21 protein-coding genes are annotated in these 23,064 nt (G+C 67.6%); 20 read left to right on the top strand and 1 reads right to left on the bottom strand.

Annotation, left to right across the window (positions count from 1 at the left end; genetic code table 11):
• Positions 1 to 28 precede the first annotated feature (28 nt).
• The 8 genes from ACQPWU_RS42890 to ACQPWU_RS42855 all read left to right on the top strand — a co-directional run bounded on the left by ACQPWU_RS42890 (position 29) and on the right by ACQPWU_RS42855 (position 10,077).
• Entirely contained in the window at positions 29 to 1,123 is a 1,095-nt protein-coding gene (locus ACQPWU_RS42890; protein ID WP_433431399.1) for a substrate-binding domain-containing protein, read from the top strand.
• A 132-nt stretch (positions 1,124 to 1,255) separates the two neighbouring features.
• Positions 1,256 to 2,569: an ABC transporter substrate-binding protein gene (locus tag ACQPWU_RS42885; protein ID WP_433431398.1), complete on the top strand. Its 1,314-nt coding sequence runs from the start codon at positions 1,256 to 1,258 to the stop codon at positions 2,567 to 2,569.
• A gap of 66 nt (positions 2,570 to 2,635) precedes the next feature.
• The gene (locus tag ACQPWU_RS42880) at positions 2,636 to 3,532 is read left to right on the top strand and encodes a carbohydrate ABC transporter permease (RefSeq protein ID WP_433431397.1); all 897 of its coding nucleotides are present in this window, start codon (positions 2,636 to 2,638) and stop codon (positions 3,530 to 3,532) included.
• A gap of 77 nt (positions 3,533 to 3,609) precedes the next feature.
• A complete protein-coding gene (locus tag ACQPWU_RS42875; RefSeq protein WP_433431396.1) occupies positions 3,610 to 4,446 on the top strand; it encodes a carbohydrate ABC transporter permease in 837 nt (278 codons plus the stop codon).
• Positions 4,443 to 5,441, top strand: coding sequence for a hydroxyacid dehydrogenase (locus ACQPWU_RS42870; RefSeq protein WP_433431395.1), 999 nt, complete (start codon positions 4,443 to 4,445; stop codon positions 5,439 to 5,441). The genes ACQPWU_RS42875 and ACQPWU_RS42870 overlap by 4 nt, the downstream gene beginning before the upstream one ends.
• 16 nt (positions 5,442 to 5,457) lie before the next feature.
• A complete protein-coding gene (locus ACQPWU_RS42865; protein ID WP_433431394.1) occupies positions 5,458 to 5,580 on the top strand; it encodes a hypothetical protein in 123 nt (40 codons plus the stop codon).
• A 387-nt stretch (positions 5,581 to 5,967) separates the two neighbouring features.
• Positions 5,968 to 6,798, top strand: a complete 831-nt coding sequence (locus ACQPWU_RS42860) for a hypothetical protein (protein ID WP_433431393.1) — start codon at positions 5,968 to 5,970, stop codon at positions 6,796 to 6,798.
• Between the two features lie 201 nt (positions 6,799 to 6,999).
• A complete protein-coding gene (locus ACQPWU_RS42855; protein ID WP_433431392.1) occupies positions 7,000 to 10,077 on the top strand; it encodes a hypothetical protein in 3,078 nt (1,025 codons plus the stop codon).
• 180 nt (positions 10,078 to 10,257) lie between these two features.
• On the opposite strand, the gene ACQPWU_RS42850 is transcribed toward ACQPWU_RS42855, so the two are convergent.
• Positions 10,258 to 13,128, bottom strand: a complete 2,871-nt coding sequence (locus tag ACQPWU_RS42850; RefSeq protein WP_433431391.1) for a BTAD domain-containing putative transcriptional regulator — start codon at positions 13,126 to 13,128, stop codon at positions 10,258 to 10,260.
• A 524-nt stretch (positions 13,129 to 13,652) separates the two neighbouring features.
• Here ACQPWU_RS42850 and ACQPWU_RS42845 point away from each other — a divergent pair.
• From ACQPWU_RS42845 to ACQPWU_RS42790, 12 genes are all read left to right on the top strand, one after another.
• Positions 13,653 to 14,498: an AfsR/SARP family transcriptional regulator gene (locus ACQPWU_RS42845; RefSeq protein WP_433445426.1), complete on the top strand. Its 846-nt coding sequence runs from the start codon at positions 13,653 to 13,655 to the stop codon at positions 14,496 to 14,498.
• Between the two features lie 100 nt (positions 14,499 to 14,598).
• Entirely contained in the window at positions 14,599 to 15,588 is a 990-nt protein-coding gene (locus tag ACQPWU_RS42840) for a hypothetical protein (protein ID WP_433431390.1), read from the top strand.
• Positions 15,589 to 15,595: 7 nt separating this feature from the next.
• The gene (locus ACQPWU_RS42835; RefSeq protein WP_433431389.1) at positions 15,596 to 16,120 is read left to right on the top strand and encodes a hypothetical protein; all 525 of its coding nucleotides are present in this window, start codon (positions 15,596 to 15,598) and stop codon (positions 16,118 to 16,120) included.
• Between the two features lies 1 nt (position 16,121).
• Complete coding sequence (locus ACQPWU_RS42830; RefSeq protein WP_433431388.1) at positions 16,122 to 17,729, top strand: B12-binding domain-containing radical SAM protein; 1,608 nt, start codon at positions 16,122 to 16,124, stop codon at positions 17,727 to 17,729.
• A 57-nt stretch (positions 17,730 to 17,786) separates the two neighbouring features.
• Positions 17,787 to 18,881, top strand: coding sequence for a radical SAM protein (locus ACQPWU_RS42825; protein ID WP_433431387.1), 1,095 nt, complete (start codon positions 17,787 to 17,789; stop codon positions 18,879 to 18,881).
• Positions 18,869 to 19,858: a radical SAM protein gene (locus tag ACQPWU_RS42820; protein WP_433431386.1), complete on the top strand. Its 990-nt coding sequence runs from the start codon at positions 18,869 to 18,871 to the stop codon at positions 19,856 to 19,858. Before ACQPWU_RS42825 ends, ACQPWU_RS42820 begins: the two co-directional genes overlap by 13 nt.
• Entirely contained in the window at positions 19,855 to 20,544 is a 690-nt protein-coding gene (locus ACQPWU_RS42815; RefSeq protein ID WP_433431385.1) for an iron-containing redox enzyme family protein, read from the top strand. Before ACQPWU_RS42820 ends, ACQPWU_RS42815 begins: the two co-directional genes overlap by 4 nt.
• Positions 20,537 to 21,871: an MFS transporter gene (locus tag ACQPWU_RS42810; RefSeq protein ID WP_433431384.1), complete on the top strand. Its 1,335-nt coding sequence runs from the start codon at positions 20,537 to 20,539 to the stop codon at positions 21,869 to 21,871. The genes ACQPWU_RS42815 and ACQPWU_RS42810 overlap by 8 nt, the downstream gene beginning before the upstream one ends.
• A 36-nt stretch (positions 21,872 to 21,907) precedes the next feature.
• Positions 21,908 to 22,078, top strand: coding sequence for an aroma-sacti cluster domain-containing protein (locus tag ACQPWU_RS42805; protein ID WP_433431383.1), 171 nt, complete (start codon positions 21,908 to 21,910; stop codon positions 22,076 to 22,078).
• Positions 22,079 to 22,171: 93 nt separating this feature from the next.
• Positions 22,172 to 22,363, top strand: a complete 192-nt coding sequence (locus tag ACQPWU_RS42800) for an aroma-sacti cluster domain-containing protein (RefSeq protein WP_433431382.1) — start codon at positions 22,172 to 22,174, stop codon at positions 22,361 to 22,363.
• Between the two features lie 88 nt (positions 22,364 to 22,451).
• Complete coding sequence (locus ACQPWU_RS42795; RefSeq protein WP_433431381.1) at positions 22,452 to 22,682, top strand: aroma-sacti cluster domain-containing protein; 231 nt, start codon at positions 22,452 to 22,454, stop codon at positions 22,680 to 22,682.
• Between the two features lie 72 nt (positions 22,683 to 22,754).
• Positions 22,755 to 22,985: an aroma-sacti cluster domain-containing protein gene (locus ACQPWU_RS42790; protein ID WP_433431380.1), complete on the top strand. Its 231-nt coding sequence runs from the start codon at positions 22,755 to 22,757 to the stop codon at positions 22,983 to 22,985.
• Positions 22,986 to 23,064: the final 79 nt, after the last annotated feature.

Below are 23,064 nucleotides of genomic sequence, written 5' to 3'. Positions count from 1 at the left end.
AACGCGCAGAGCCGGAAGGAGCCCCCACGTGCTGGCCGAGGAGCGACACGGGGCGATCTTGCAGGAGCTGAGCCGCAAGGGCTCGGTCAAGGTCGCCGATCTGGCCGCCGTCCTTGGCGTCTCGGCCGTCACCGTCCGGCACGACGTGCGGGAGCTGGCCGGGCGCGGGCTGCTCGTCCGGGTGCACGGCGGTGCCGTGTCGGTCCCGGACGCACCGCGGCGGGAGGGGGCGGAGCCGGCCGCAGGCGAGCAGGACAGGCAGCGTGAGCGGCGCGAGCGGTACGTGCTCGGCATGATCGTGCCGCAGACCGCGTACTACTTCCCGGCGGTGATCAGAGGCGCGCAGGCGGCCGCGCGCGAGCTCGGCGTGCGGATCAGCCTCGCTGTCTCCCGCTACGACCTGAAGGAGGACCGCCGCCAGGTGGCGCAGCTTCGGTCGTCCGGCGTGGACGGCCTGCTGCTGACGCCGAGCGAGAACCCCACGCTCTCGCTCGCCACGGAGCAGTGGGTGAACGAGCTCGACCTGCCCGTGGTGCTGGTCGAGCGGAAGGCGGGCTGGTCGATGCCGGCGGTGGAGCAGGTGGCCACCGACCACGCGTACGGCGCCTATCTGGCCACGTGCCACCTCGCCCGGCTGGGACACGAGCGGGTGGCGCTGCTCGCCTGCGAGAGCATGACCACCCCGTGGATCCGCGAGGGACACGAGCTCGCCCAGCGCACCCTCGGCCTGCGGGAGGGACCCGTGCACATGTTCCCGCGGGCCGCCGTGGGCGCGCCGGCGGGGATGGACGAGCACGTCGACGACTTCCTGGACGCCTTCAGGGACGAGGGCGTGCGTGCCGCCCTCGTGCACAACGACATGGACGCCCTCTCTCTGGTCGGGCAACTCCGCGGTCGCGGGGTCTCGATACCGGGGGATCTGGCGATCGTGACCTATGACGACGAGGTCGCCTCCCTCGCCGACGTCCCCCTGACCGCCGTGTCGCCGCCCAAGGAGGAGGTGGGGGCCGCGGCCGTGCGGATGCTCGTCGATCGGCTGGACGATCCGGGCAGGCCGCTGCGCGGCCTGCTGCTGCGGCCGAGCCTGCGGATTCGGGCCTCGTGCGGCGCGACGCCTGCCTGAGTTCTTTCGTTTTCTTTCGTTTTTCATGCTTGTAACACGATTGTGATTGATCGTGGCCCGGGATTCATTGACAGGCTTCATTCGAAATCAAATGATTGCACCAATCTTCACTCCCCTCCCTGGACGGTGCACATGAAGCCAAGATGCCTGCGGATCACGGCCCTGCTCGCGGGCGCTGTCGTCTCGCTGCCGGCACTGGCCGCCTGCGGGGGCACGGATTCGGGTGCCTCCGACGCGAAGCCGGGGGCGGACGTCATCACGTTCCGCTCCTTCGTCAAGGCCTCCGACGTCGTCACCGCCGCCTTCAACAAGACGCATAAGGACTTCCAGGTCAAGTGGGAGAACGTGCCGAGCGGCGGGGACTACTACACCAAGCTCGCCAGCTCGGTGAAGGCAGGCAACGTCCCCGACGTGGCCATCGTCGAGTACAACCAGCTGCCCGACGTGGTCAGCCAGGGCGAGCTGGAGGACCTCACCGAGACGGCGGGCCCGGTGGTCGCCAAGAACTTCCCCGCCCAGGTCCAGCAACTGGTGAACCTCGGCGGCAAGACCTGGGGCATCCCTCGCGACGTCGCCCCGCTGGTGTTCTTCTACCGCAAGGACTTCTACGACAAGCACAAGCTCGAGCTGCCGACGACCTGGGACGACTACACGAAGCTGCTCGAGGGCGTGAAGAAGGCCGACCCGAAGGCCCGCGGCGGGATCTTCGCGACCGCCGACCCCGGCGTGCTGGCCGCGCTTTCCTGGCAGGCCGGCGGACACTGGTACGGCACCGAGGGCCAGTCGTGGAAGGTGTCCATCGACGACGAGCCGTCCAAGAAGATGGCCGCGTACTGGAACGACCTGGTCCTGAAGGGGCTGGTCGGCACGTACAACTCGACGAGCGACGACGCCTTCTTCCAGGCGGTGCAGAAGGGGCAGATCGTCTCCTACGTCTGCGCGAACTGGTGCGCGGGCGCCCTCCAGTCCACCGTTCCCGACCAGAAGGGCAAGTGGGCCGTCGCGGCGGTGCCGAGCTGGGACGGCCAACCGGCCTCCGCGATGCTCGGCGGCTCGGCCTTCACCGTCCCCAAGGGCGCCAAGCACCCCGAGCAGGCTCTCGAGTTCATCAAGTGGATCACCACGGATCCCGAGGGCATGAAGGCCTGGCTGTCCAGCGGCACCAGTAGCATGCTCCCGGCCTCGCCGGCCCTGCTGCCGGCCACCAGCGCCTTCAAGACCGACTTCTACGGTGGCCAGGACATCTTCTCCGTCGTCTCCAAGGCGTACGAGTCGGTCCCGGCCGGCTGGACGTGGGGGCCGAGCGCCGGCGTGACGGGGACGACGATCTCCGACTCGCTCGGCAAGGTCGCCGGCGGCGAGGTGAAGCTCGCCGACGTGCTCACGAGCGCCCAGCAGGCCACCGTGGCGGACTTCAAGAACCGCGGCCTGAGCGTCGCCCAGTAGTGCCATCCAGGACCGGTGTCCGTCCAGCGGGACGGACACCGCCTTCGACCCCTTGAAGGAGATGCCGTGGCGACCCGCCTGACCCGGGGGCAGGGACGCACCGCCGCCCTGCTCGTCGGCCCGTTCCTCCTGCTCTTCCTCGCCTTCTCCGTCGCGCCGCTGGTGTACGCGGCGTGGCTCAGCCTGTTCACCGAGCGCAGTTCCGGCCTCGGTTTCGGCGGCGCCGAGACCTTCTTCGCCGGCCTCGGCAACTACGCCCGGGCGCTCGGCGACGCGGCGTTCCGCGACAGTTTCGTGGTCATCGCGACGTACGTCCTGCTGTACATCCCCGTGATGATCGGGGGCGCGCTCCTGCTCGCCCTGCTGCTCGACTCGGCCATGGCCCGAGCCAAGCGCTTCTTCCAGCTCGGTCTCTTCCTGCCGCACGCCGTACCGGGACTCATCGCGGCGATCATCTGGGTGTACCTGTACACGCCTGGGCTCAGCCCGGTGATCGACGTGCTCGAGTCGGCCGGCGTGAAGTGGAGCTTCCTGTCGGCCGACCACGCCATGTTCTCGGTGGTCAACATCTCCACCTGGGAGTGGATCGGCTACAACATGGTCATCCTCTACGCCGCCCTGCAGGCCATCCCGAGGGACGTCCTGGAGGCGGGGAGGGTCGACGGGGCGAGCGGGCTGCGGATCGCACTGCGGATCAAGGTCCCGCTCATCCGCCCGGCGATCGCGCTCAACGTGCTCTTCACCGTCATCGGCGCCCTGCAGCTCTTCACCGAGCCGAAGGTGATCTACCGGGCGTCGACCGAGATCGGCAGCTCCTGGAGCCCGAACATGTACGCGATGCGCGCCGCCTTCGACAACCACGACTACGGCCTGGCCGCGTCCGCCTCGATCCTGATCGCCCTGCTCGGCGGGGTCCTGTCCTTCATCGTGACCCGGTTCTCGGCGCGGAGGGTGCAGCCATGACACTCACCGCGACACCCGCACCCCCGGTTCCCGCCTCCCGGAAGCACAGGAAGACCAGTGCCGGCCTGATACCGCGGATGCTCTCACGTACGGCCGTCAACGGCGTCCTCGTCGTCGCCGTGCTCTACACGGTGATGCCGCTCCTGTGGCTGCTCATGGCGGCCACGAAGAACATGCGCGACCTCTTCGGCACCGGTGGCTTCTCCTTCGGGCGGACCTTCGACCTCGGTGCCAACCTGGCGCACCTGTTCAGCGCGGGCGACGGCATCTACCTGCGGTGGCTCGGCAACACCGCCCTCTACGCCGTGGGCGGCGCCCTCATCGCCACCACCCTGTGCGTGGCGGCGGGGTACGCCTTCGACAAGCTCTCGTTCCCGTTCAAGGAGAAGATCTTCGGACTGATCCTCCTCGGGGTGCTCGTGCCGGCCAGCGCGATGGCCCTGCCCATCTACCTGCTGGCGTCGAAGACCGGCATCGTCAACACCTTCTGGGGCGTCTTCCTCCCGAGCCTGGTCTTCCCCTTCGGGGTCTATCTCGCCCGGGTGTTCAGCGCCGCGTACGTGCCTGCCGAGGTGATCGAGGCGACCCGCGTCGACGGCGCCGGTGACCTGCGGACCTTCCTCAGCATCGGCTTCCCGATGCTCCGCACGGCCTTCGTCACCATCTTCCTCTTCCAGTTCACTGGCATCTGGAACAGCTTCTTCCTGCCGCTCGTGATGCTGACCGACCAACACCTCTACCCGCTCAACCTGGGTCTGTACACCTGGCAGACCACGTCGCTGAACCAGGGCCATCCGGAGGACTACCTGCTCGCCGTCACCGGTTCGCTGGTGGCGGTCGTGCCGCTGGTCATCGCCTTCGTGGTGCTGCAGCGGTACTGGAGGGCGGGCATGACCGCTGGAGCCGTCAAGTGACCCTTCCCCGCGCGCTGCTCGCCATGGAGCCGCGCTTCAAGGACGCCCTGTTCGGGCCGGACGAGCTCGACCGGCTCACCCGGCTGGTGGACGTCGACCCCGGCCTGGTCGTCAGCGACTTCGCGGACGCGCCGGAGCTGGCCTCGGCCGAGGTCCTCGTCACCTGTTGGGGCTGCCCGGCCATCGACGCCTCCGTGCTGCGGCGGGCACCCGGACTGCGTGCTGTCGTCCACGTGGCGGGCACGGTCAAGAGCCTGATCACGGACGCCTGCTGGGAACGCGGCATCGCCGTCTCCTCGGGGGCCGCCACCAACGCGCTGCCCGTGGCCGAGTACACCGTCGCCGCGATCCTGTTCGCCGGCAAGCGTGTTCTCGGCATCCGCGACCTCTACCGCACGGAGCGCCGGGCCCTCGACTGGGCCGCGCACTTCCCCTCGCTGGGCAACTACCGCAGGACCGTCGGAATCATCGGGGCCTCCCACATCGGCCGCCGGGTGCTCGACCTGCTCCGCCCCTTCGACCTCGACCTCGTGATCAACGACCCGTACCTCGACGAGACCGGAGCGGCCGCGCTCGGTGCCCGGCCGGTCGGCCTCGACGAACTGCTGGCCGCCTCCGACGTGGTCTCCGTGCACGCCCCGGCACTGCCGGAGACCCGGCACATGCTGGACGCGCGCCGCCTGGGGCTGCTCTCCGACGGCGCCACGCTCATCAACACCGCACGCGGCTCGCTGGTGGACATGGAGGCACTTACCAAGGAGCTGGTCTCGGGCCGGATCGACGCCGTCCTCGACGTCACCGAGCCCGAGATCCTCCCGGCGAACTCGCCGCTCTACGACCTGCCGAACGTCCTCCTCACCCCGCACATCGCCGGCTCGACGGGCGGCGAGCTGCGCCGCCTGGCCCACTCGGCCCTCGACGAGCTGGAACGGTACACCCAGGGCCTGCCGTTCGCGCACGCCGTCCATGCCGATGCGATCGGCCGCTCGGCGTGACACGCAGGCGGCCTCGATGACGAACCCGTTAGCCGGCAACCCGCTGCGTACCCGTGCGGACCTGGCCGACCCCGATGACGTCGCCTGGCGCCCCGCCTGGCTCGCCCAACGAATGGGACGTCCAGTCGGCGGGCGGTAGCCGGCTCCAGCGCCTCGCTCCCGATTCAGGGGGCCCGGACAATCGCACCCACGCTCTGCTCAAAGGCCGACGGATCTTCCAGAATATCGCTATCAGCCCCCGGCAGAATCGCCGACATCACTCGCGCGGCGTTGTCCTTACCCATTGCCAGGAAAGCCCTTCCGAGCGCGTCGTCTCGCTGGGGGAGATGCCGTCCCGGCTGGAGCTGGACTTTGGACGCCGGGGACGCAGCAGGCGGCCGACTCATGAAAGGCGCCTGCAAATCTTGGTCAACTGTTCCGAACAGAGATGCTCCCCGGACATTCACCTAGCCCAGGCATGTTTCCCTATTTTCGGCGATGCCGACCGGCCATTCGTTACCGACAGGACAAATGTCCATTTCTATATATGGGTGCGGTGCCGGCGCCGGCACAGGCGGCGAAGGACGTGAACGTCCCGTGCGACCCGGACGCGCTCGTCACGGAGATCAGAACAGCCAACGGGATCGGAGTCGCCAGGCTCCTTCTCGCGACGGACTGCGTCTACAACTACACCACCACGGCTGACCCCGGCGACGCACTTCCGATCATCAGGGGCGACATCACTCTGGTGGGCGGGTCGAGCACGACTATCAGGCGCGATCCGGCCGCACCCGACGCCTTCCGTCTCCTGGAGGTCGCATCCGGGGCGACGCTCCATGTCCAGAGGATCTCCTTCGTGGGCGGAAGCGCGGCGGGCCTCGGCGGTGGGATCCTCAACGCGGGCACCGTGGTTCTGGACCAGATCATCATGGCCGGCAACCACGCAGGAAACGGTGGCGCGTTCGCCAATAATGTCGCCGCCAACGCGACGATCTCCGGCAGCGTGCTGAACGAGAACTCGACGACGAGCGTCGGGGGCGGTGCCATTCTCAACTTCGGGACGCTGACGATGTTCAGGAGCGTCCTGACCAGGAACAGTGCACCGGTCAACGGCGGTGGGCTGAACACCCAGGCAAATGGCGTGTCGCACCTCATCCAGAGCACAGTGGCCGACAACACATCCGGCAGCTTGGGAGGAGGCGTCTCCGACCTGGGAACCACCACGCTCGATCGCGTCGTGGTCACGCGGAACAAGGGATCCGGCGGCGGCGGAATCGCCACCGGCAACAACAATGTCAGCATCCAGAACTCGGTTATCCGTGACAACACCCCCGATAACTGTAGTCCGATGAACACCATCCAGGGCTGCGTCGGCTAGCCGTCGGCCGTCACCGTCCGGAACCCGTGTCTGGGGGAGCCTTCTGGGTCACTGGCCGCCGTCGACACGGGCAAGCCGCTCGATCCGCTCATCGTGTCTGAGGTCCCTTAGTGGATCGAGGCAACAAAGTAAAGCCTTGGCAAGCGCTTTCCGAGCCGATAAAAACGTTCTAATCTAAGATCACTCCGCAGGAGTACGCCCGTGAGGCTTGCACTCATCGCCGCGGCGGTCACGTTGACCGTCTCGGCGACCCCCGCCGTGGCGGTCCCCCTCGACCCGGCACCTGGACTCAAGTTCGACTTCGGTTCCACGTCCAGCCCGTTAGCCGACGGCTACACGCGCGTCGCGCACAACACCCTCTATACCGCCGACCTGGGCTACGGCCTGGACCGGGCGGTGGGCTACCGCGACCGCGGCACCGCCGACCCGGTGACGCGTGACTTCACCGTCTCCGGTTCGTACGGCTTCGCCGTGGACGTGCCCAACGGCGAGTACGAGCTCACCGTGATCTCCGGAGACGCCATCGCTCCCAACGCCACCACGCTCGCCGTGGAAGGCGAAGATCGCGGCACCATCACCGCGAACACCGGCGCGTACGGCGACTACACCGGCACCGCCCTCGTCGCAGACGGCCAGCTCAACCTGGGCTTCGGCCGGGACGGCCGGGTGAACGCCGTCCTGGTCAAGCCGGCCACCGCGCCCACCGGGCTGGCGGCCACCGCGATCAAGGCAACCGCCACCCCGAGCGTCACGCTGGCGTGGAAGTCCACCGGCGCAACCGGCTACGAGATCTACCGAGCCGAGAACACCGCCGGTCCCTGGGCCAAAGTGGGCGAGAGTTCCGAGCCCGTGTTCACCGACAGCACCGCTGAGCTGGGCCTGACCTACGTCTACGCGGTCGCTGTGCCCGGCGGCACGTTGGGCGCTCCGCTCACCGTGACCGTCAAGGACGCCACTCAAGCCGCCCCGGTCGCGCCGGAGGGCCTGGAACTGGTCACCGCCTCCAGCGAGAAGATCACGCTGCGCTGGCGCCCGGTCAAGGGCGCCCTGCTCTATCACCTCTACCGGGACGACAAGCGCGTCGGTGTCGTGGCCGAGGCCGGCTACACCGACGAGCTCGTGCCCGCCGACCGGCACAGCTACCGGGTGGTGGCCGCGGGGACAGGCGGGTTGTCGGCCTCCTCGGCCACGATGACCTCGCCCGTCACCGCTTATCCGCTGCGCCGGATGACGAAGCTGGACCGTGGCGTGGTCGCCGTACCGACCGAGCAGGGCACGCTGGTGAGCTGGCGGATGCTGGGCACCGACCCGGCCGACGTGAGCTTCGGGCTCTACCGGGACGGGAAGCTCCTCACCACCACCGACAAGACGAACTATCTGGACAGCGGCACCGGCTCCTACACCGTCGCCGCGGTGCTGGACGGCCGGGTGGGACGCCGCTCGGCGCCAGCGCGGCCGTGGACGGCGCCGTACCTGGACATCCCGCTGAACAAGCCGGCCGGAGGCGTGACCCCGAGCGGCGGCGGTTACGACTACCGCGCGAACGACGCGGCCGCCGCCGACCTGGACGGAGACGGGCAGTACGAGATCGTGCTCAAGTGGGACCCGTCCAACTCCAAGGACAACTCCCAGGGCGGCTACACCGGTGAGGCGGTCTTCGACGCCTACGAGCTGGACGGGACCAGGCTCTGGAGGATCAACCTGGGGCGTAACGTCCGGGCCGGGGCACACTACAGCCCGTTCCTGGTCGACGACTTCGATGGGGACGGGCGGGCCGAGTTCGTGGTCAAGACCGCGGACGGGACCGTGGACGGCGCCGGGACCGTGATCGGGGACGCCGCCGCCGACTACCGCACCACCGGCGGCCGGATTCTGAGCGGGCCGGAGTACCTGACCGTCTTCGACGGGCGCAGTGGCGCGGCGCTCGCCACCGTCGACTACGAGCCCGCCCGCGGCAACGTGGCCGACTGGGGCGACACCGGCGGCAATCGTTCGGACCGCTTCCTGGCTGCCTCCGCCCACCTGGACGGCGAACTGCCCAGCATCGTCATGACCCGCGGCTACTACGCCAAGACCATGCTCGTGGCGTATGACTGGCGGGGCGGCAAGCTGACCAAGCGCTGGACGTTCTCCAGCTCCGACAACCCCGGGTACGGCGGCCAGGGCAACCACAACCTCTCCGTGGCCGACGTGGACGGCGACGGCAGGGACGAGATCGCGTACGGCGCGATGACCCTGAATGACGACGGGACCGGCCTCTACACCACCAAGCTTGAGCACGGCGACGCCATGCACCTGGGCGACCTCGACCCGGCACACCCCGGCCTCGAGATCGCCGACGTGCACGAGCACACCGACATGCCGTGCGGACTGGAGATGCACGACGCCGACAGCGGCGAAATCCTCTGGTGTGTCAAGACCGGCCAGGACACCGGGCGCGGCCTGACCGGCGACATCGACCCGTCGCATCCGGGCGAGGAAGTCTGGGCCTCCACCGGGGCGGGACTCCACACCGCCACCGGCGAGCTCATCTCGACGAAGACCCCGGCGATCAGCAACACCATCTGGTGGGACGGCGACCTGTCCAGAGAGATCCTCGACCACGACTACTCCGCCGACAAGCTGGCCGGCGTGCCCACCATCGGCAAGTGGGACCCGGCCACGCAGACCACGGTCAACATGCTCACCGCGACCGGCACCTACTCCAACAACACGACCAAGGGCAACCCCTCACTCCAGGCCGACATCCTGGGCGACTGGCGCGAGGAGCTGATCGTCCGGACCGAGGACTCCACCGCGCTGCGGCTCTACAGCACGCCGTACCCGACGGATCACCGCTTCCCGGCACTCATGCACGACGCGGTCTACCAGTCCGGGATCGTCTGGCAGAACGTCGGCTACAACCAGCCCCCGCACACCGGTTACTTCCTGGGTACGGGGATGACCACGCCGCCGGCGCCGTACCTGACCACCGGCTCCCCGCTCCAGGCCCGGCTCGAGCTGCGGAAGGATCGCCTTGACGTGGAACTTCCCCAGCACGGCTCATATGGGAAGGATGCCGACGGCCGCGCCGGGATCCTGCCGGGTACGGTCCGCGCGGTCGCCGACGGGAAGATCGTCGAGCTCGGTGCCACGGCGCTGCCGCATGGCGAGCTCCGCGTGGACGGCGCCGCCATCGAGAAGGCACTGGCCGGCTACACCGGTACCGTCTCCGTGACCATCACCGGGCACCTGACCGACGGCCGCACCTTCACCGGCCAGGTGAAGATCCGCCCGTAACGTACGAGATCGCCCACCCCGCTCGCCGGCTTTCGGCGCGGGGTGGGCGAATCCCAGCGGGGGCGCTGCGCTCCGCCCCGATACAGGTCGCACCGGCGGCCGACGCCCGCCGGTGGCCGGTGTCCACATCCCGCACCAGGAGTCCGAAGCGTGACGGTCCCCTGCCGAGCGAATGACCGACTAGGTGCTCGCGAGCGTCTGCAGGATCGTGGCGGCCTGGTCGTGGAGGCCGAGTTCTCTGGCCATGGAGGCGGCTTGAGTGAGCGCTTGCGCAGCCTGGACCGGTTGCGAGTGGAGGAGGTACGCCTGGCCGAGGGCATGGAGCACGCGGATCTCGATACGCCGCGACGGGATGCGCCGGCCCATGCTCAGCGCCTGTTCCAGAGGCTGGATGGTGCTGTGAGGGCTGGAAGCCTTCGAGCGGTTCCGCGCGGTGCCCAGGCCGAGCAGCGCCATGGCCTCCCCTGCGACATCGCCGAGCTGCCTTGTCATGGCCAGCACCTGTTCGAAGTCGGCTTCGGCAGCAGTGGGTTCGTGGCGGCGTAAATGAAGGGAACCGGTCCAGTACAGAACCTGGGCACGATTCCGGGGCGAGCCGCTGTCGTCGGCGACGCTCAAGGCCCGGCGGAGGTAGGCGTGGGCGGTGTCGTGGTCACCGTTCTCCATGAGGATCTGGCCGATGTTGCGCAGACAGTAGGCTTCACCGCCCTGGTCACCCACTTCCCGCAGCACCTGCAGCGCCTCGTGTTGCTTCCGCAACGCGCCGTCGGGGCGGCCCAGGTAGAGGTCGAGCGCGGCCTGGTAGCTGAGGGTGAGCGCATATCCATGCCTGTCGCCCAACGCGACGAAATCCCGCAAGGCCGCCGCGAAGTACGCCTCGGCCTCGCCGTGCCGCTCCTGATCCACACGGAGCAGCGCCAGGCGGAAGGACACGGCGGCTCTTCCGCGTGGGTCGCCGACCGCCTGAGCGGCGGTGAGCATCTCCGACGCTTCCTCGATATAGCCTTTGATCGTCAGGGTGGGCGCGCATGTGCAGGCGAGTTCCCAGGCCAGCTCGTCCTGGCCGAGGCGCAGGGCCTGGCGGGTGGCGGCCACCAGGGCCTGACGCTCGGTTTCCACCCAGTCCAAGGGGGCCTTCGCGACAGCCCGCACGACGTTCGCGTCGAGAGGCGTCCGCTGGGATGTGCCCAACACGGTCTGGTAGTCGCCGCCGTAGACGATGCGGTAGACGTGCTGCGCCAGGAACAACCAGCCGCCGAGCGCACGTGTGATCGCGTCCGGGCCGGCCGAGCGCTCTTCGGGCGCTTCGCTGCGTTCTCGGGCGAACAACCTGACCAGGTCGTGAAAGCGGTAACGGCCGCCGGCGGCGCCGAGCAGCCTGGCGTCGACAAGGTGCTCGGTCATGTCCTCTGCCTGGCGCTGACTGGTGTCCAGCACCGCCGCGGTCACCCACGTGGCGAAGTCGGGTGCGTCGAGGAGGCTGAGCAGGTGGAAGGCGCGCTGCTCGACCGGTGGCAACCCGCCGTAGGAAAGTGCGAAGCCGGTGCGTACGTCGAGCTGTTCGAAGGCCAGCTCGTCCAGCCGCCGCCGCTCGTCCGTCAGCCGGGAGACCATGTGGCGCAGATCCCAGTGGCTCTTGGCCGCCAGCTTGGCGCCGGCGATGCGGATCGCCAGCGGAAGGAAGCCGACGAGCTCGGCCAGGCGCAGCGCGGACTGCCGGTCCGAGTCCACCTTGTGCGCGCCCACGATGCGCGCGAGCAGGCTGAGCGCGTGGTGGGGCGCAAGACTGCCGAGGTCGATCCGGCACCCGGTGGCCAGCGAGCCGAGGCGCCTCCTGCTCGTCACGAGCACTCCGCAGGACGCCACGCCGGGGAGTATCGGCCTGAGCTGGGCCGGGGATGCCGCGTTGTCCAGCACCAGCAGGAGGCGGCGATTGGAGAGGAGCCCTCGGAACACTTCCGCCCGTTCGTCGAGCCCAGGTGGGATGTCCGCGGCACTGGCTCCCAGCGCCCGCAGGAAACGTCCCAGCACCTCGCTGGGCTGGGTGGGTTCCGGCTGGTCGCCGCGCAGGTCGATGTAGAGCTGGCCGTGCGGGTATTTCTCGCGGACGAGGTGAGCGACGTGCACGGCCAGTGTGGTCTTGCCGACCCCACCTGGTCCCGACACGACGGCCAAGGGCGGTGCGGTTCCTCGGGTGACGCTGAGCACCGTGGTCAGCGTCGCCGTTTCCTCGGCCCGGCCGGTGAAATCGGGAATGTCGGCGGGCAGCAGGTTCGGTAACGGCAACGTGATGTGCGCATGGGCCGTGACCTGAGCGTCCCCTGCCTGGAGAAGGTCGGAGTGGGCCTGCGTAAGCAGTGGGGACGGATCGATGCCCAGGTCCAAGGCGAAGCGACGCTTGATCTGTTCATATCTGTGCAGTGCTGCCGCTATTCGCCCACTGGCTCCGAGCAGCGCCAGCACCCTTGCCTGGACCGATTCGTCATAGGGAAATTGCTCGGCTATCCGCTCCACCACGCTGACCGCCTCCGCTGCCCGTCCTGCGGCCAGCGCATGGTCCGCCAGATGGCAGGCGCATGCGAGCCGCCGCTTGGCCAGGTGGTACGAGACCGGATCATTCCTGAGCCATTCGCTGGTGTCGGCCAGCACACTGCCCCGCCACAGCGCCAGCGCCTCGCCCAGCGAGGCGAGCGGATCGGGCTCCCGAGTCGCGGCCGTCATGAGACGGAGGAAGCGGGTGGCGTCGATGCTCTCCTCTGGCGCTGTCAGGCTGTAGCCACCTCCGGTGAAGGACAGGGTGATACCGGCGGGCAGCCAGCGGCGCAGCCGGGAGGCGGCAGTGCGGAGAGCGGCGGTGCTGCCCCCGGAGGGCCCCCACACTCTGCTGATGAGGGTGTCCTCGGGAACGGTGCGGGGCGCGTCGAGGAGCAGAGCGCCCAGCAGCCACCGGACGTTCCGGCCTGGAAGGTCGAGCTGAACCCCGTCGACCCGTGCCTCCAGCGGCCCGAGTATGCGGAAGTCAACGGATGGCCCCTCCACCCCGTCCGGCATGCTTCCTCCGACGGATGTGCTGTAGATCCATCCAATCTACTTCACATATCCGTCTGTACCGGGACACTTCTAGTTACCCAGGGCACAGCCCCGGCTCCGGGGGGTTGGATCCCCATCCCCATTCAGAGTTGCTGCAGACCACCCGCCCGCCTACCGCTTGGGCGGCCGACGCGCTACCCAGAACGACGACGGTGGCCAGCATGAAGCCCACGATGAACCGTCTGAGCATCATGAAACCCCCTAGCATGTGCGACGAGAGCGTCACATCCGAGGCTGCCACACCCGGATTTCAGATCGTTTGCATGTCCGCTTTGTCGCTGCGAACGTGACGCAAATGAGCTGTGCCAGTGTGACGGCATGCGTCTGGTCGACACCGTCAACCTGCCTGCCGGTCACCCCGTGGCTTCCGGCATCCACAGGGTGACCGGCGACAGCCTTCGACCGCCGCTGAGACACCCGGCCCACCGGTATGGGGGTGTATACGGTTGCGCACGCTTGAGTTCGCCGCACTCGGCCCACTTCAGGTGGGGTCCAATGGGGTGCGATTGCAGCTAGGGGGACGAAAACAGCGGATCCTGCTCGGCATGCTGGTCTGCAGCCCCAACGAGCCGGTCACCAGCGAGCGCCTGATCGATGCGTTATGGGGTGCCGTGCCGCCTCCCAGCGCGGAGAAGAACCTCCGGGTGTACATCTACCACTTGCGTCGAATCCTGGGCAGCGAGAAACGGATCACCTGGCGGGCGCCCGGATACGCGCTGACCGTCAGGCCGGGAGAGCTGGACATCCACCTCTTCGAAGACAGAGCGGCCGCCGGCACGCGAGCGCTCACCCATGACTCCCTTGCCGAGGGCGCGGACCTCCTGCACGGTGCCCTCGACCTGTGGCGTGGTCCCGCCCTGGCCGGCCTCCTCGACATCGAACACCTCCGCGCCAAAGCGGTCCGCCTGGAAGAACACCGGTTGGACGTCCTGGAGAAGAGGATCGCAACCGAGCTCACCTTGGGAAGGCACACGGATATCGTCGGTGAACTCCGGGCCCTGGCCACTGAATATCCGTTACGCGAGAACCTTCAGGGTCAGTTGATGGGCGCCCTGTACCGGTCCGGGCGCCGGGCGGAGGCGCTGGAGGTCTATCGCACCGTACGCCGCACGCTTGTCGAGGAGCTGGGCGTCGAACCAGGAGCGGACCTGCAACATCTTCACCAGAGCATACTTCTCGATGACGCGCTCGCCTGCCACGCCCCGCCATCGAACGGGGTCGTGGACCCGGACAAGTTCGTGCTTCGGCAAATCAGGGAGTCGCTGAACCTCATCGCCCGGCTGCTCGATCGCATCGACCCTCCGGAGCCGTACGGCAGCAGCTCGCCATAGATCGCTTTCAAATCGTTTTCATACTCGGTGGCACTTGGCTGCGGAAACGAGCTACGAGTGCCGCGCAGCCGCACAAATACCGGAGGCCGACGTGTTCCGTATGCGGGAGATCCTGGTCTCACCACGACTCAGCCGAGGCACCGCCCTGTCCGCGGTCGAGCGTCTCAGCGCTTTTCATGGGCTCACGTCAAGCGTCGAGTACCTGGCGAGAAGGCGAGATCGCGAATTCGGCGGGTTGAACAACTGGCAGGTGATGCGGCACGCCTATCGCAGTCGTCCCCGGCCGGTACGGCTGGCACTGGATGTCATCGGGGGCCGACGGGTGACCACCGCCATCCATGCCACGCGGGTGGTTTCGGCGGCTCTACTGCTGCTTCCCATCTCCTCCAACCGGGCACGACTCGGTGCGAACCTGGTGCTGGCGAGTACGACGATGATGCTGCGGCCCCGCCACCGCTATGGCGGAGATGCGGCAGATCAGGCAGCGGTTGTCGTCCATACCGCCACCGCGCTGGCGAGGACCGGCGGACCCGCGACCACCGACGCGTGTCTGTGGTTCATCGCCCTTCAGTCCGTGCTCTCCTACACGGCCTCCGGGTACGCGAAGCTGAGCAATCCCGCATGGCGCGACGGAACGGCGCTCACCAGGATCATGAGTACGCGGCTCTTCGGCAACAAGACCATGTGGCGCATCCTCCACGGGCATCCGGAGGTGTCGAGGGCGCTCAGCGCCGGTGTCCTGGCTCTCGAATGCGCATTCCCGCTCGTCTTCATCGCGCGCGGGCGGCTTGCCCCGCTCTTCGTCTGGCCGGCGATCGTCTTCCATCTCTTCAACGGCGGCGTCATGGGGTTGGGGCGCTTCGGATGGGCTTTCATCGCCATGCATCCCGCCGTGATCTATGCGACCCGCAGGCCAAGAGACGGTCGTAGCGATGTGATGCCCTACCTGGCGCTGATCGGGACGGCCGGTGCGACGGCCGTCGGAGCGATCGTCCGGACACGGGATGGGACGCCCGGCCGTCGGGGGGATGCGGATGTCCAGAACCAGGAGGGACGGCGAGCCGATGACGTTGTCGAACGACCGCGGTAAGGTCCTGATGTCCGGCGCGCTCGCGGCCTGGTTCGTCGTCACCCTGTTCAGCCAGCATCCCCGGCGAAGGCGCGACCGGCTGCGAGCCCTCGTCCCCGGTGGTCTGGTTCCGGACTGGCGCTTGTTCGCGCCGGAGCCGGTTCAGCGCGACTACGTCCTGGTGCACCGCACGGTGGAGGCCGACGGCGGGGAGACGCCCTGGCGGGTTACCGCCCCGATCAGCGGGCGGTCATGGCGGCAGTTCGTGTGGTTCCCACAAAGACGTGCCGAGAAGGCGATCCATGAGATAGCCGACGAACTACTTGCGCACGCCGCGGCGCAGCGTCGGGAATGGTCCGGCCACCACACGTTCGGATTGCTCCGCGACCACGTCCTCCGCCGGGTCCGCCAGGAATACGCGGACAGTCGTTCGATCGCGGTCGGCGCGCAGTTCGGAGTGCTCCGCAGCGGCGGCCACGATCACACGGCCGAGGAAGAGCTGGTTCTTGTCTCTCCGTTCATCTCATGCCTTGAAGGAGCGGTGGGTGAATAGCGTGAGAATCCTGCTGCTCTACGCCAATCCAAACCTGTCCGTCCCGGTGAGCCCGTACGGGCTGGACACCGTCAGCGCGACCCTCCAGGCACGGTGCGGCCCGACAGAAGTGCTCATCACCAACCCATTCATCGAGGCCATCGAGCCGGAAGCCCACCTCAGGGCCGTACTGGCGCATTTTCAGCCGGACGTGGTCGGGATCTCCGTCCGCAACATAGACAATGCCATAGTCGCGCTCCCGGGCGATCCTCCGCCTGATGGATCACCGATCGACGTCGTCGCCTACGCTCCGGCGATCCGCGGCTTGACCGATGTCATCAAGGAGTGGCGTGCTGACGCTCTCTGCGTCGTCGGCGGCTCAGGCTTCACGGCCTGCCCTGCGGAGTTCCTGAGATACCTCGATCTCGACTACGGGTTCGTCGGACCGGCCGAGAGTACATTCGCCGAGCTCGTCGGCGCGCTGCGGGAAGCGCGGCCACCATATGGGAAGGCCGCGGCCGAGATCATTCGAGGCCTGCCCAATGCGGTGATCCGGGACGACGGCGGGTTCCATCGCACGGCCGCCAGGCTTTCATTCCGGGCGGAAGCTCGCGAGCCCATGCGGATCGCGCCGGAATATCAGCTGCTCTACCGCCTGCGAAATATACCGGTGGCCGTGCGGACGAAAAGCGGCTGTCCGCTCCGATGTTCTTACTGCACTGATCCCGTGAACCAGCGGAGAACCGAGCACAGGGCCGTCGGCAACGTGGTCGCCGAGATCCGGCATCATGTCGAGGAACATGGCTTGAGAAGCTTCCATATCGCGGACGCCGAGCTCAACCTCCCCTATGAAGACCACCTCCTACGGGTGTGCGCCGGCATTCGGGACAGCGGTTTGGCAGGGCAGATCGGTTGGCGCGGTTACTTCAACGTCACGCCCTTCTCGGACGAGTTGATGGATGCGCTGGCGACCGCCGGTTGCGACGCGCCCAGTTTCGCGGTGGACAGCTTCTGCGAGGACGGGTTGCGCGCACATCAGAAGAACTTCCGAGCACATCACGTGCATGATGTGCTGAACCGCCTGCTCTCCCGTGGATCCGCGGTGCGTCCCGAGGTGTGTCTGCTGCTCGGGCGCCGGGGTGAGACCGCGGCGAGTATCGACGCGAACATCCGGTGGATGCTGGAATACGCCGACCGCGGAGTTCGGATCGCCTATTCATGCGGCCTTCGGGTGTATCCGAACACCCCGTTGGCGCGAGAGACGCTCGATACCGCACATGTGTACCTGTCCTCGGGGCCCCTTGGCAGGACAGGCGGCAGGCGCTTCACCCCGGACGAGCTTCTTCGGGAACCGGTCGTCTACTGCGAACCCTTCCCGCCCCGCGAGCTCGCGCACTACGTGGCCCGGCGGGCCGGCGGCCATCCCAATATCGGTGTGTTCACCGACGGGCCGTGGCCGGAGGCACGACATTCCGAAGAACTACGTCTTTTCAACGTAGGGGTCCATCGTATGGCCCACGGCAGGTTCGGCCAGGCCCGTGCCTACCTCTCCAGCGCACTCGGCAAAAACCCCGGGTTGAGCGTCGCGCGCGGGGCGCTCGAGATCGTCGACAGCCTAAACCCGGGTTAAATCCGATCACAACTCTCCCGATGGATTATGAACGTGCGCCTCGAAAGGACGGCACGCATGCATTTGATGGAGATGCTGCGATTTCGGCCGGTGCCGGGATCGGCGGTTTATCTGGGGCTCACCCGGCGCTGTCCACTGACCTGCCGGCACTGTTCGACGAACTCCCTCATCAGTAGCGAGGAACACGATGCCGGGCTCTTCCTCGGCTTCGTCGACACGTTCACGGCCGAGGATCACCCGGAGATCGTCCTCATGAGTGGTGGAGAGGCCCTGCTCAGGCCGAGGCTGGTACGCGACATCGCCCGCCGGGCGAGTTCCGTCGGGACTCGGTCCTACGTCGCGTCCGGCATGTTCTTCGCCAGAACCGGGAAGATCCCCCGGCTCATCCAGGAGGCGATCGACGAGGTCGATCATTTCGCGGCGAGCCTCGATGTCTTCCACGAGGAGGAGGTGCCGCGGTCGGCGGTGCTCAAGATTCTTCGCCGGCTGGTCGACGCCGGCAAGGATGTGAGCCTTCAACTCGTGGGGATGAGCGACGACGATCCCTACCTGGCCGAGGCCACCGCCGAGGCGCGGGACGTCCTGGAAGATCGGGTCCCGATGCTGGTCGGGCTGGTCGGGGCGTCGGGCAGGGCCGCCGAGTGGATGCCCGATCGGCGTACGCTCACCCACCTGCCGCTGTCGGCCACGGCGGACCCATGCGGTGTGGCGGCCTGGCCGATCGTCACCTTCGACGGCACCGTGATCGCGTGCTGTAACCAGGCCGTCGTCGACCAGGGGCGGAACGCGCCGGCGCACCTGAAGCTCGGCCACAGCGCCACGGACACCTGGCAGACGATCCGGTCGCGTAGCCGTGCATCGGCGACACTGCGAGCCGTACGGACGATCGGTCCCAGAATGATCGCGCAGGACGCGGGGCTGTCGCCTCCCGCTGAACAGTGCGCGGCCTGCTATGCGCTGTCCGCCGAGGATCCGCAGCGGAAAGCGGTCGATCTGGTGGAACGTCCCGGCTTCGCGGCCATGGAGCTCGGCGTCCAGCAGATCCTCTCCAGCGGCGGACCGGTCGGATACGCGCGCCGCTACGGTTCGGCGCGTTACGCGGACATGGTCACCCTCGGCTACCGGCCTCAGGAGCAGCCATGCGCCGTCTGACCTACGCGGAGATCGACGAGGCCCGGCACAGCCGCGGTAAGACGGCGCTGCTCTTCCTCACCGACCGATGCCCTGTCGGATGCGCGCACTGCTCGGTCGACTCGCGCCCGGACAGCCCCAGAATCCGGGACTTCCGGCTCTTCGAGCAAGTGGTGGAGGGGCTCTGCGCCTCCTCGTACGGGCTGATCGGCATTTCGGGCGGTGAGCCGTTCATCGAACGTCGTGGACTGAGCCACGCGACGGAGCGGCTGCGTGATGCGGGAAAGGACGTGTCGATCGTCACGAGCGGCGTGTGGGCAACCTCGGCCGATCCTCCAGAGTGGATCAAAAAGGTGATCCGAAGGTGCGGCTGCCTGATCCTCAGCACCGACGTCTTCCACGCCGCAGCTCTGCCGGACCAGCGCTTCATCCAGGCGGCCAGGGCGATCGCGGGCCAGGACGTGTGGATCGTGACCCAGGTGGTCGACGACGAGAAGGCCGGGGCCCTGGCGACCGGGCTACTGGAACGCGCCCTGGGCAAGGAATGGGCAGACCATGCGGAGATCCTCCGGGTGCCGCTGTTGCCCTATGGCCGCGCGGCGGACCTGTTCCAGCCGATCGCCACGACACCTGGCCGGCGCTTCGGAGCCTGTCATCTCGTTCGCTCGCCGGTCATCCGATATGACGGCAGCACATCCGCTTGCTGCAACGAAGCCGTCATCCTGGGACGTGGGCCATCGGCGTTACGCCGGCAGTGCGACGACGCGGATGAGCTCATCACCGCGTTCGCCGAGTTCGACCGGCACGCATTGCTGCGTGCGGTCGGAGATGTCGGTCCTGGCGTGCTGACGCTGGACCCGCGCCTGCACGACCTGGCCGATCGCCGGTTCAAGTCCATCTGCGATCTGTGCTGGGAAATGGTGGACCGGCTCGGCGACAGGGCCGACGATCCGCTCATTCATTCCGTGGCGAATCTGCGGACGGGAGCCCTCGGATGATCTCCAACAGTGCTCGCCTGCGAGCGAAGATCGAACTGGCGCTGCCGGCGTTCCACGGCGTGACAAGGCGGTTGTGGTCGTCGCCGGACCTGGCCACCCTTTATCCGGAGTACCTCGTCCTGATGCACACCCTGATCAGGGCGACGGTGCCCCTGATGGAGACCGCGGTCCGACAAGCCCGTCAACTGGCCGACGGAGACCCGGTGGCAGCCGGAGTGGGCGCGTATCTCGCCAAACACATCAAAGAGGAGCGGGGGCACGACGAATGGCTGCGCCAGGACCTGGCCGCGCTCGGGTGTGATCCGGACGACCTGCTGAGAGCGATGCCCAGGCCATCGAGCGCGGTCCTGGTCGGCACCCAGTACTACTGGGTCCGCCACCACCATCCGGTGTGCCTGCTGGGGCACATCGCGGTCCTCGAAGGGTATCCGCCACACCCGGGCCTGGTGGACCACATCGTTGAGCGCACCCGCTTCCCGCGCACCGCACTGCGCACCTTGAGCAGACACGCCGCCCTCGATGTCCGGCACCGCGACGAACTCATGGCCACGATCGACGCCCTGCCGCTGACCACGGCCCACACCGTGGCCATGGGAGTGAGCGCGTTGCACACCGTGCAGTGCATGGTCACGGTGTTCGAGGATCTCGTCTCCCGGCCTGTGGCGGCAGGAGCGGTCCATGGCTAGCCCGCGGATCTTCACGCCGCTGCGCCTGCCGCAGTATCGGCGGATCTTCGCCGGCCAGATCGTGTCCGGGCTGGGTGACTGGCTCGACATGATCGCCCTGCTCACACTCGTCGCGTACGTGTGGCGGTCAGGGGCGTTCGCGCTCGCCGGGCTGACGATGGCGATGGCGATACCGGCGATAGCGGTGGCACCGTTCATGGGGGTGTGGGCGGACAGGCTGCCCCCACGTGGTCTGATGATCAAGGCCGATCTGGTGCGTGCGGCTCTTGTGCTGGGCTACCTGGTCGCTCCCAATCTCCCGGTTCTCTTACTGCTGGTCATGTGCAAGAGCGTACTGAGCACGCTTTTCGAGCCGGCAGAGCGGAAGGCGATCAGGCTTTCCAGCCCCCCGGACGAGCTGCACGCGGCGATATCCCTGACGACCCTCGCCGGTCAAGCCACCAAAGTCGTCGGACCCGCGATCGGCGGCCTGCTCGTCGCCGCGGTAGGCCCGTACTGGGCGTTCGCCGCGGACGCGGCGACCTTCGTCCTCTCGGCGATCATCCTGGCCGGCCTCCGCCTTCCGGAGCAGGCCGGTGGTCATCCCGCCCCGGAGCGGCGACAGTTCTGGGCCGAGCTCCGCGAAGGACTGGGTTTCCTCCTGGGCAGTCACCGCCTCCGCGTCGCCCTCGTGGGAATGACCGCGACGATCTTTCTGGTGTTCACCTTCGACACGTTGTCTCCGCTCACCGTGACCGCGCTGGGAGTGGACAGTTCGATGCTCGGTTTCGCGATCGCCGGAATCGGGTTCGGCGCGGTCGCCGGAACGATCATCATCGGCCAGTGGGGTGAGAGGGTTCCCGCGCCGGTACTCATGAGCTCTTCCCAGGTGGTGGCAGGCGCACTGGTCGCGTTCATCGGACTCGTCGCGTTGACGCGGGCGAACGTCGCCGCCCCTGTGCTGCTGCTGACGATGATCGTCACCGGGGTCGCCGCCGCGGGGATCCTCATGTCGTTCAGCCTGACACTGCAGAACGAGACACCGGAGAACCTGCTGGGACGTGTCTCCGGCACCGCCGAGGTCCTGCCCACCGCCATGATGCTGATCGCGCCGCCGATCGGGGCGTCGGTCGCGGCCAGCCTCGGGGTGGGCTGGGTGCTGGCCGTCGCCGGTGGGTCTCTGGCACTGCTCGGAACGGTGACCATGGTGCCGGGCCGCCGGGCCGCTCCTGGTCGTCCGAACCCCATCATCGCGGAGCCAGACCTTGTCGCGCATGCGGCTTCTCCCGCATACCCGCCGCACCTGGATATTCCTCGTCCGGGCCGGACACCCTCTGTTTTCTTCTGAGCCTCACATATGCGCCCTTAACCGGAAGGAACTGAGATGAGCGACCGAGAGCTACCGCTGGATTCGATATTCCTGACGGCTGAAGGGCGTGCCGTACTCGAGTCGCTGTCGGAGGAGGAAATCGCGGTCCTCAAGGCGGTGCAGCGGCGAATCGACGAGGCCGCAGGGGACGTGGAGGCCCATTTGATGGGCGCGTCGTTCTGGTGACTCCGACCGGCACCGCGTCAGCTCTGTCGATGAACACCATTCGGTGACGGCACCGGACCGTCAGCACACCGTTGATATCAGGAGGTGCGGCCCATGGCCGGGATAGGAATGACACGCCTTCAAGATGAAGGGCTGGCGCCCGGTGCGACACCGGCCGAGCTGGAAGCCCTCGCCGGCATGTCGGAGAAGGAGTTCGAAGTACTCAAAGAGATCAAGGCCCGTATGGACGAGGCCATCGGCATCGACGACGTGCACAGCCCCCAGGACGGCGGGCTGTTCTGGTGAGATCGCGACGGCCGCGGCCGCGCTGAACGCAAAGAAGGTACCAGGCGACTCTTCGCCCGCCCGGCCCGACACATGGAAAGGAACAATCATGTCCGAATTCGATCCTGTCCGTAGTCTCAAAGACGCGGGACTGCTCCCGGACACGCCCGAGAGTCATCTCGAAGAGGGACACAAGGGCGGCGTCGCGCTTGACGTGCTGTCCACCCTCACCGAGTCGGAAGTGGCGGTGCTCAGATCCATCCGTGAACGGATGGAAGCCGCTGCGGCCGGCCAAGAGGTCCTGGCCCACTCCAACACCACGGGCGGCGGTTTCTGGTAGGCCGGCGGCGCCGCCAGTGTTCCTCGCTTCCACCTCATAGTCCAACGACCGGGAACAAGGAAAGGAACAATCATGTCCGAATTTGATGCCGTCCAGAGCCTCAGAGACGCGGGACTGCTCCCGGACACGCCCGAGAGTCACCTCGAAGAGGGGCACAAGGGCGGCGTCGCTCTCGAGGTGCTGTCCACCCTCACCGAGTCGGAAGTGGCGGTGCTCAGATCCATCCGTGAACGGATGGACGCCTCCGCGGACAGCCAGGAGGTCATGGCCCACTCCAACGCGACTGGCAACGGGTTCTGGTAGACCGCCCGCAGCGCGCGGGATCCTCGCGGGCCGATCGTGTGGAGATCGGTGACGGGAGGAGGGCGGCCGGTGGCGACAT

It is taken from the genome of Nonomuraea sp. CA-141351 (assembly GCF_050944675.1).
GTDB lineage: Bacteria > Actinomycetota > Actinomycetes > Streptosporangiales > Streptosporangiaceae > Nonomuraea.
The sequence above is the reverse complement of the archived record's forward strand: the minus strand, read 5'-3'. Positions and strand labels throughout refer to the sequence as shown.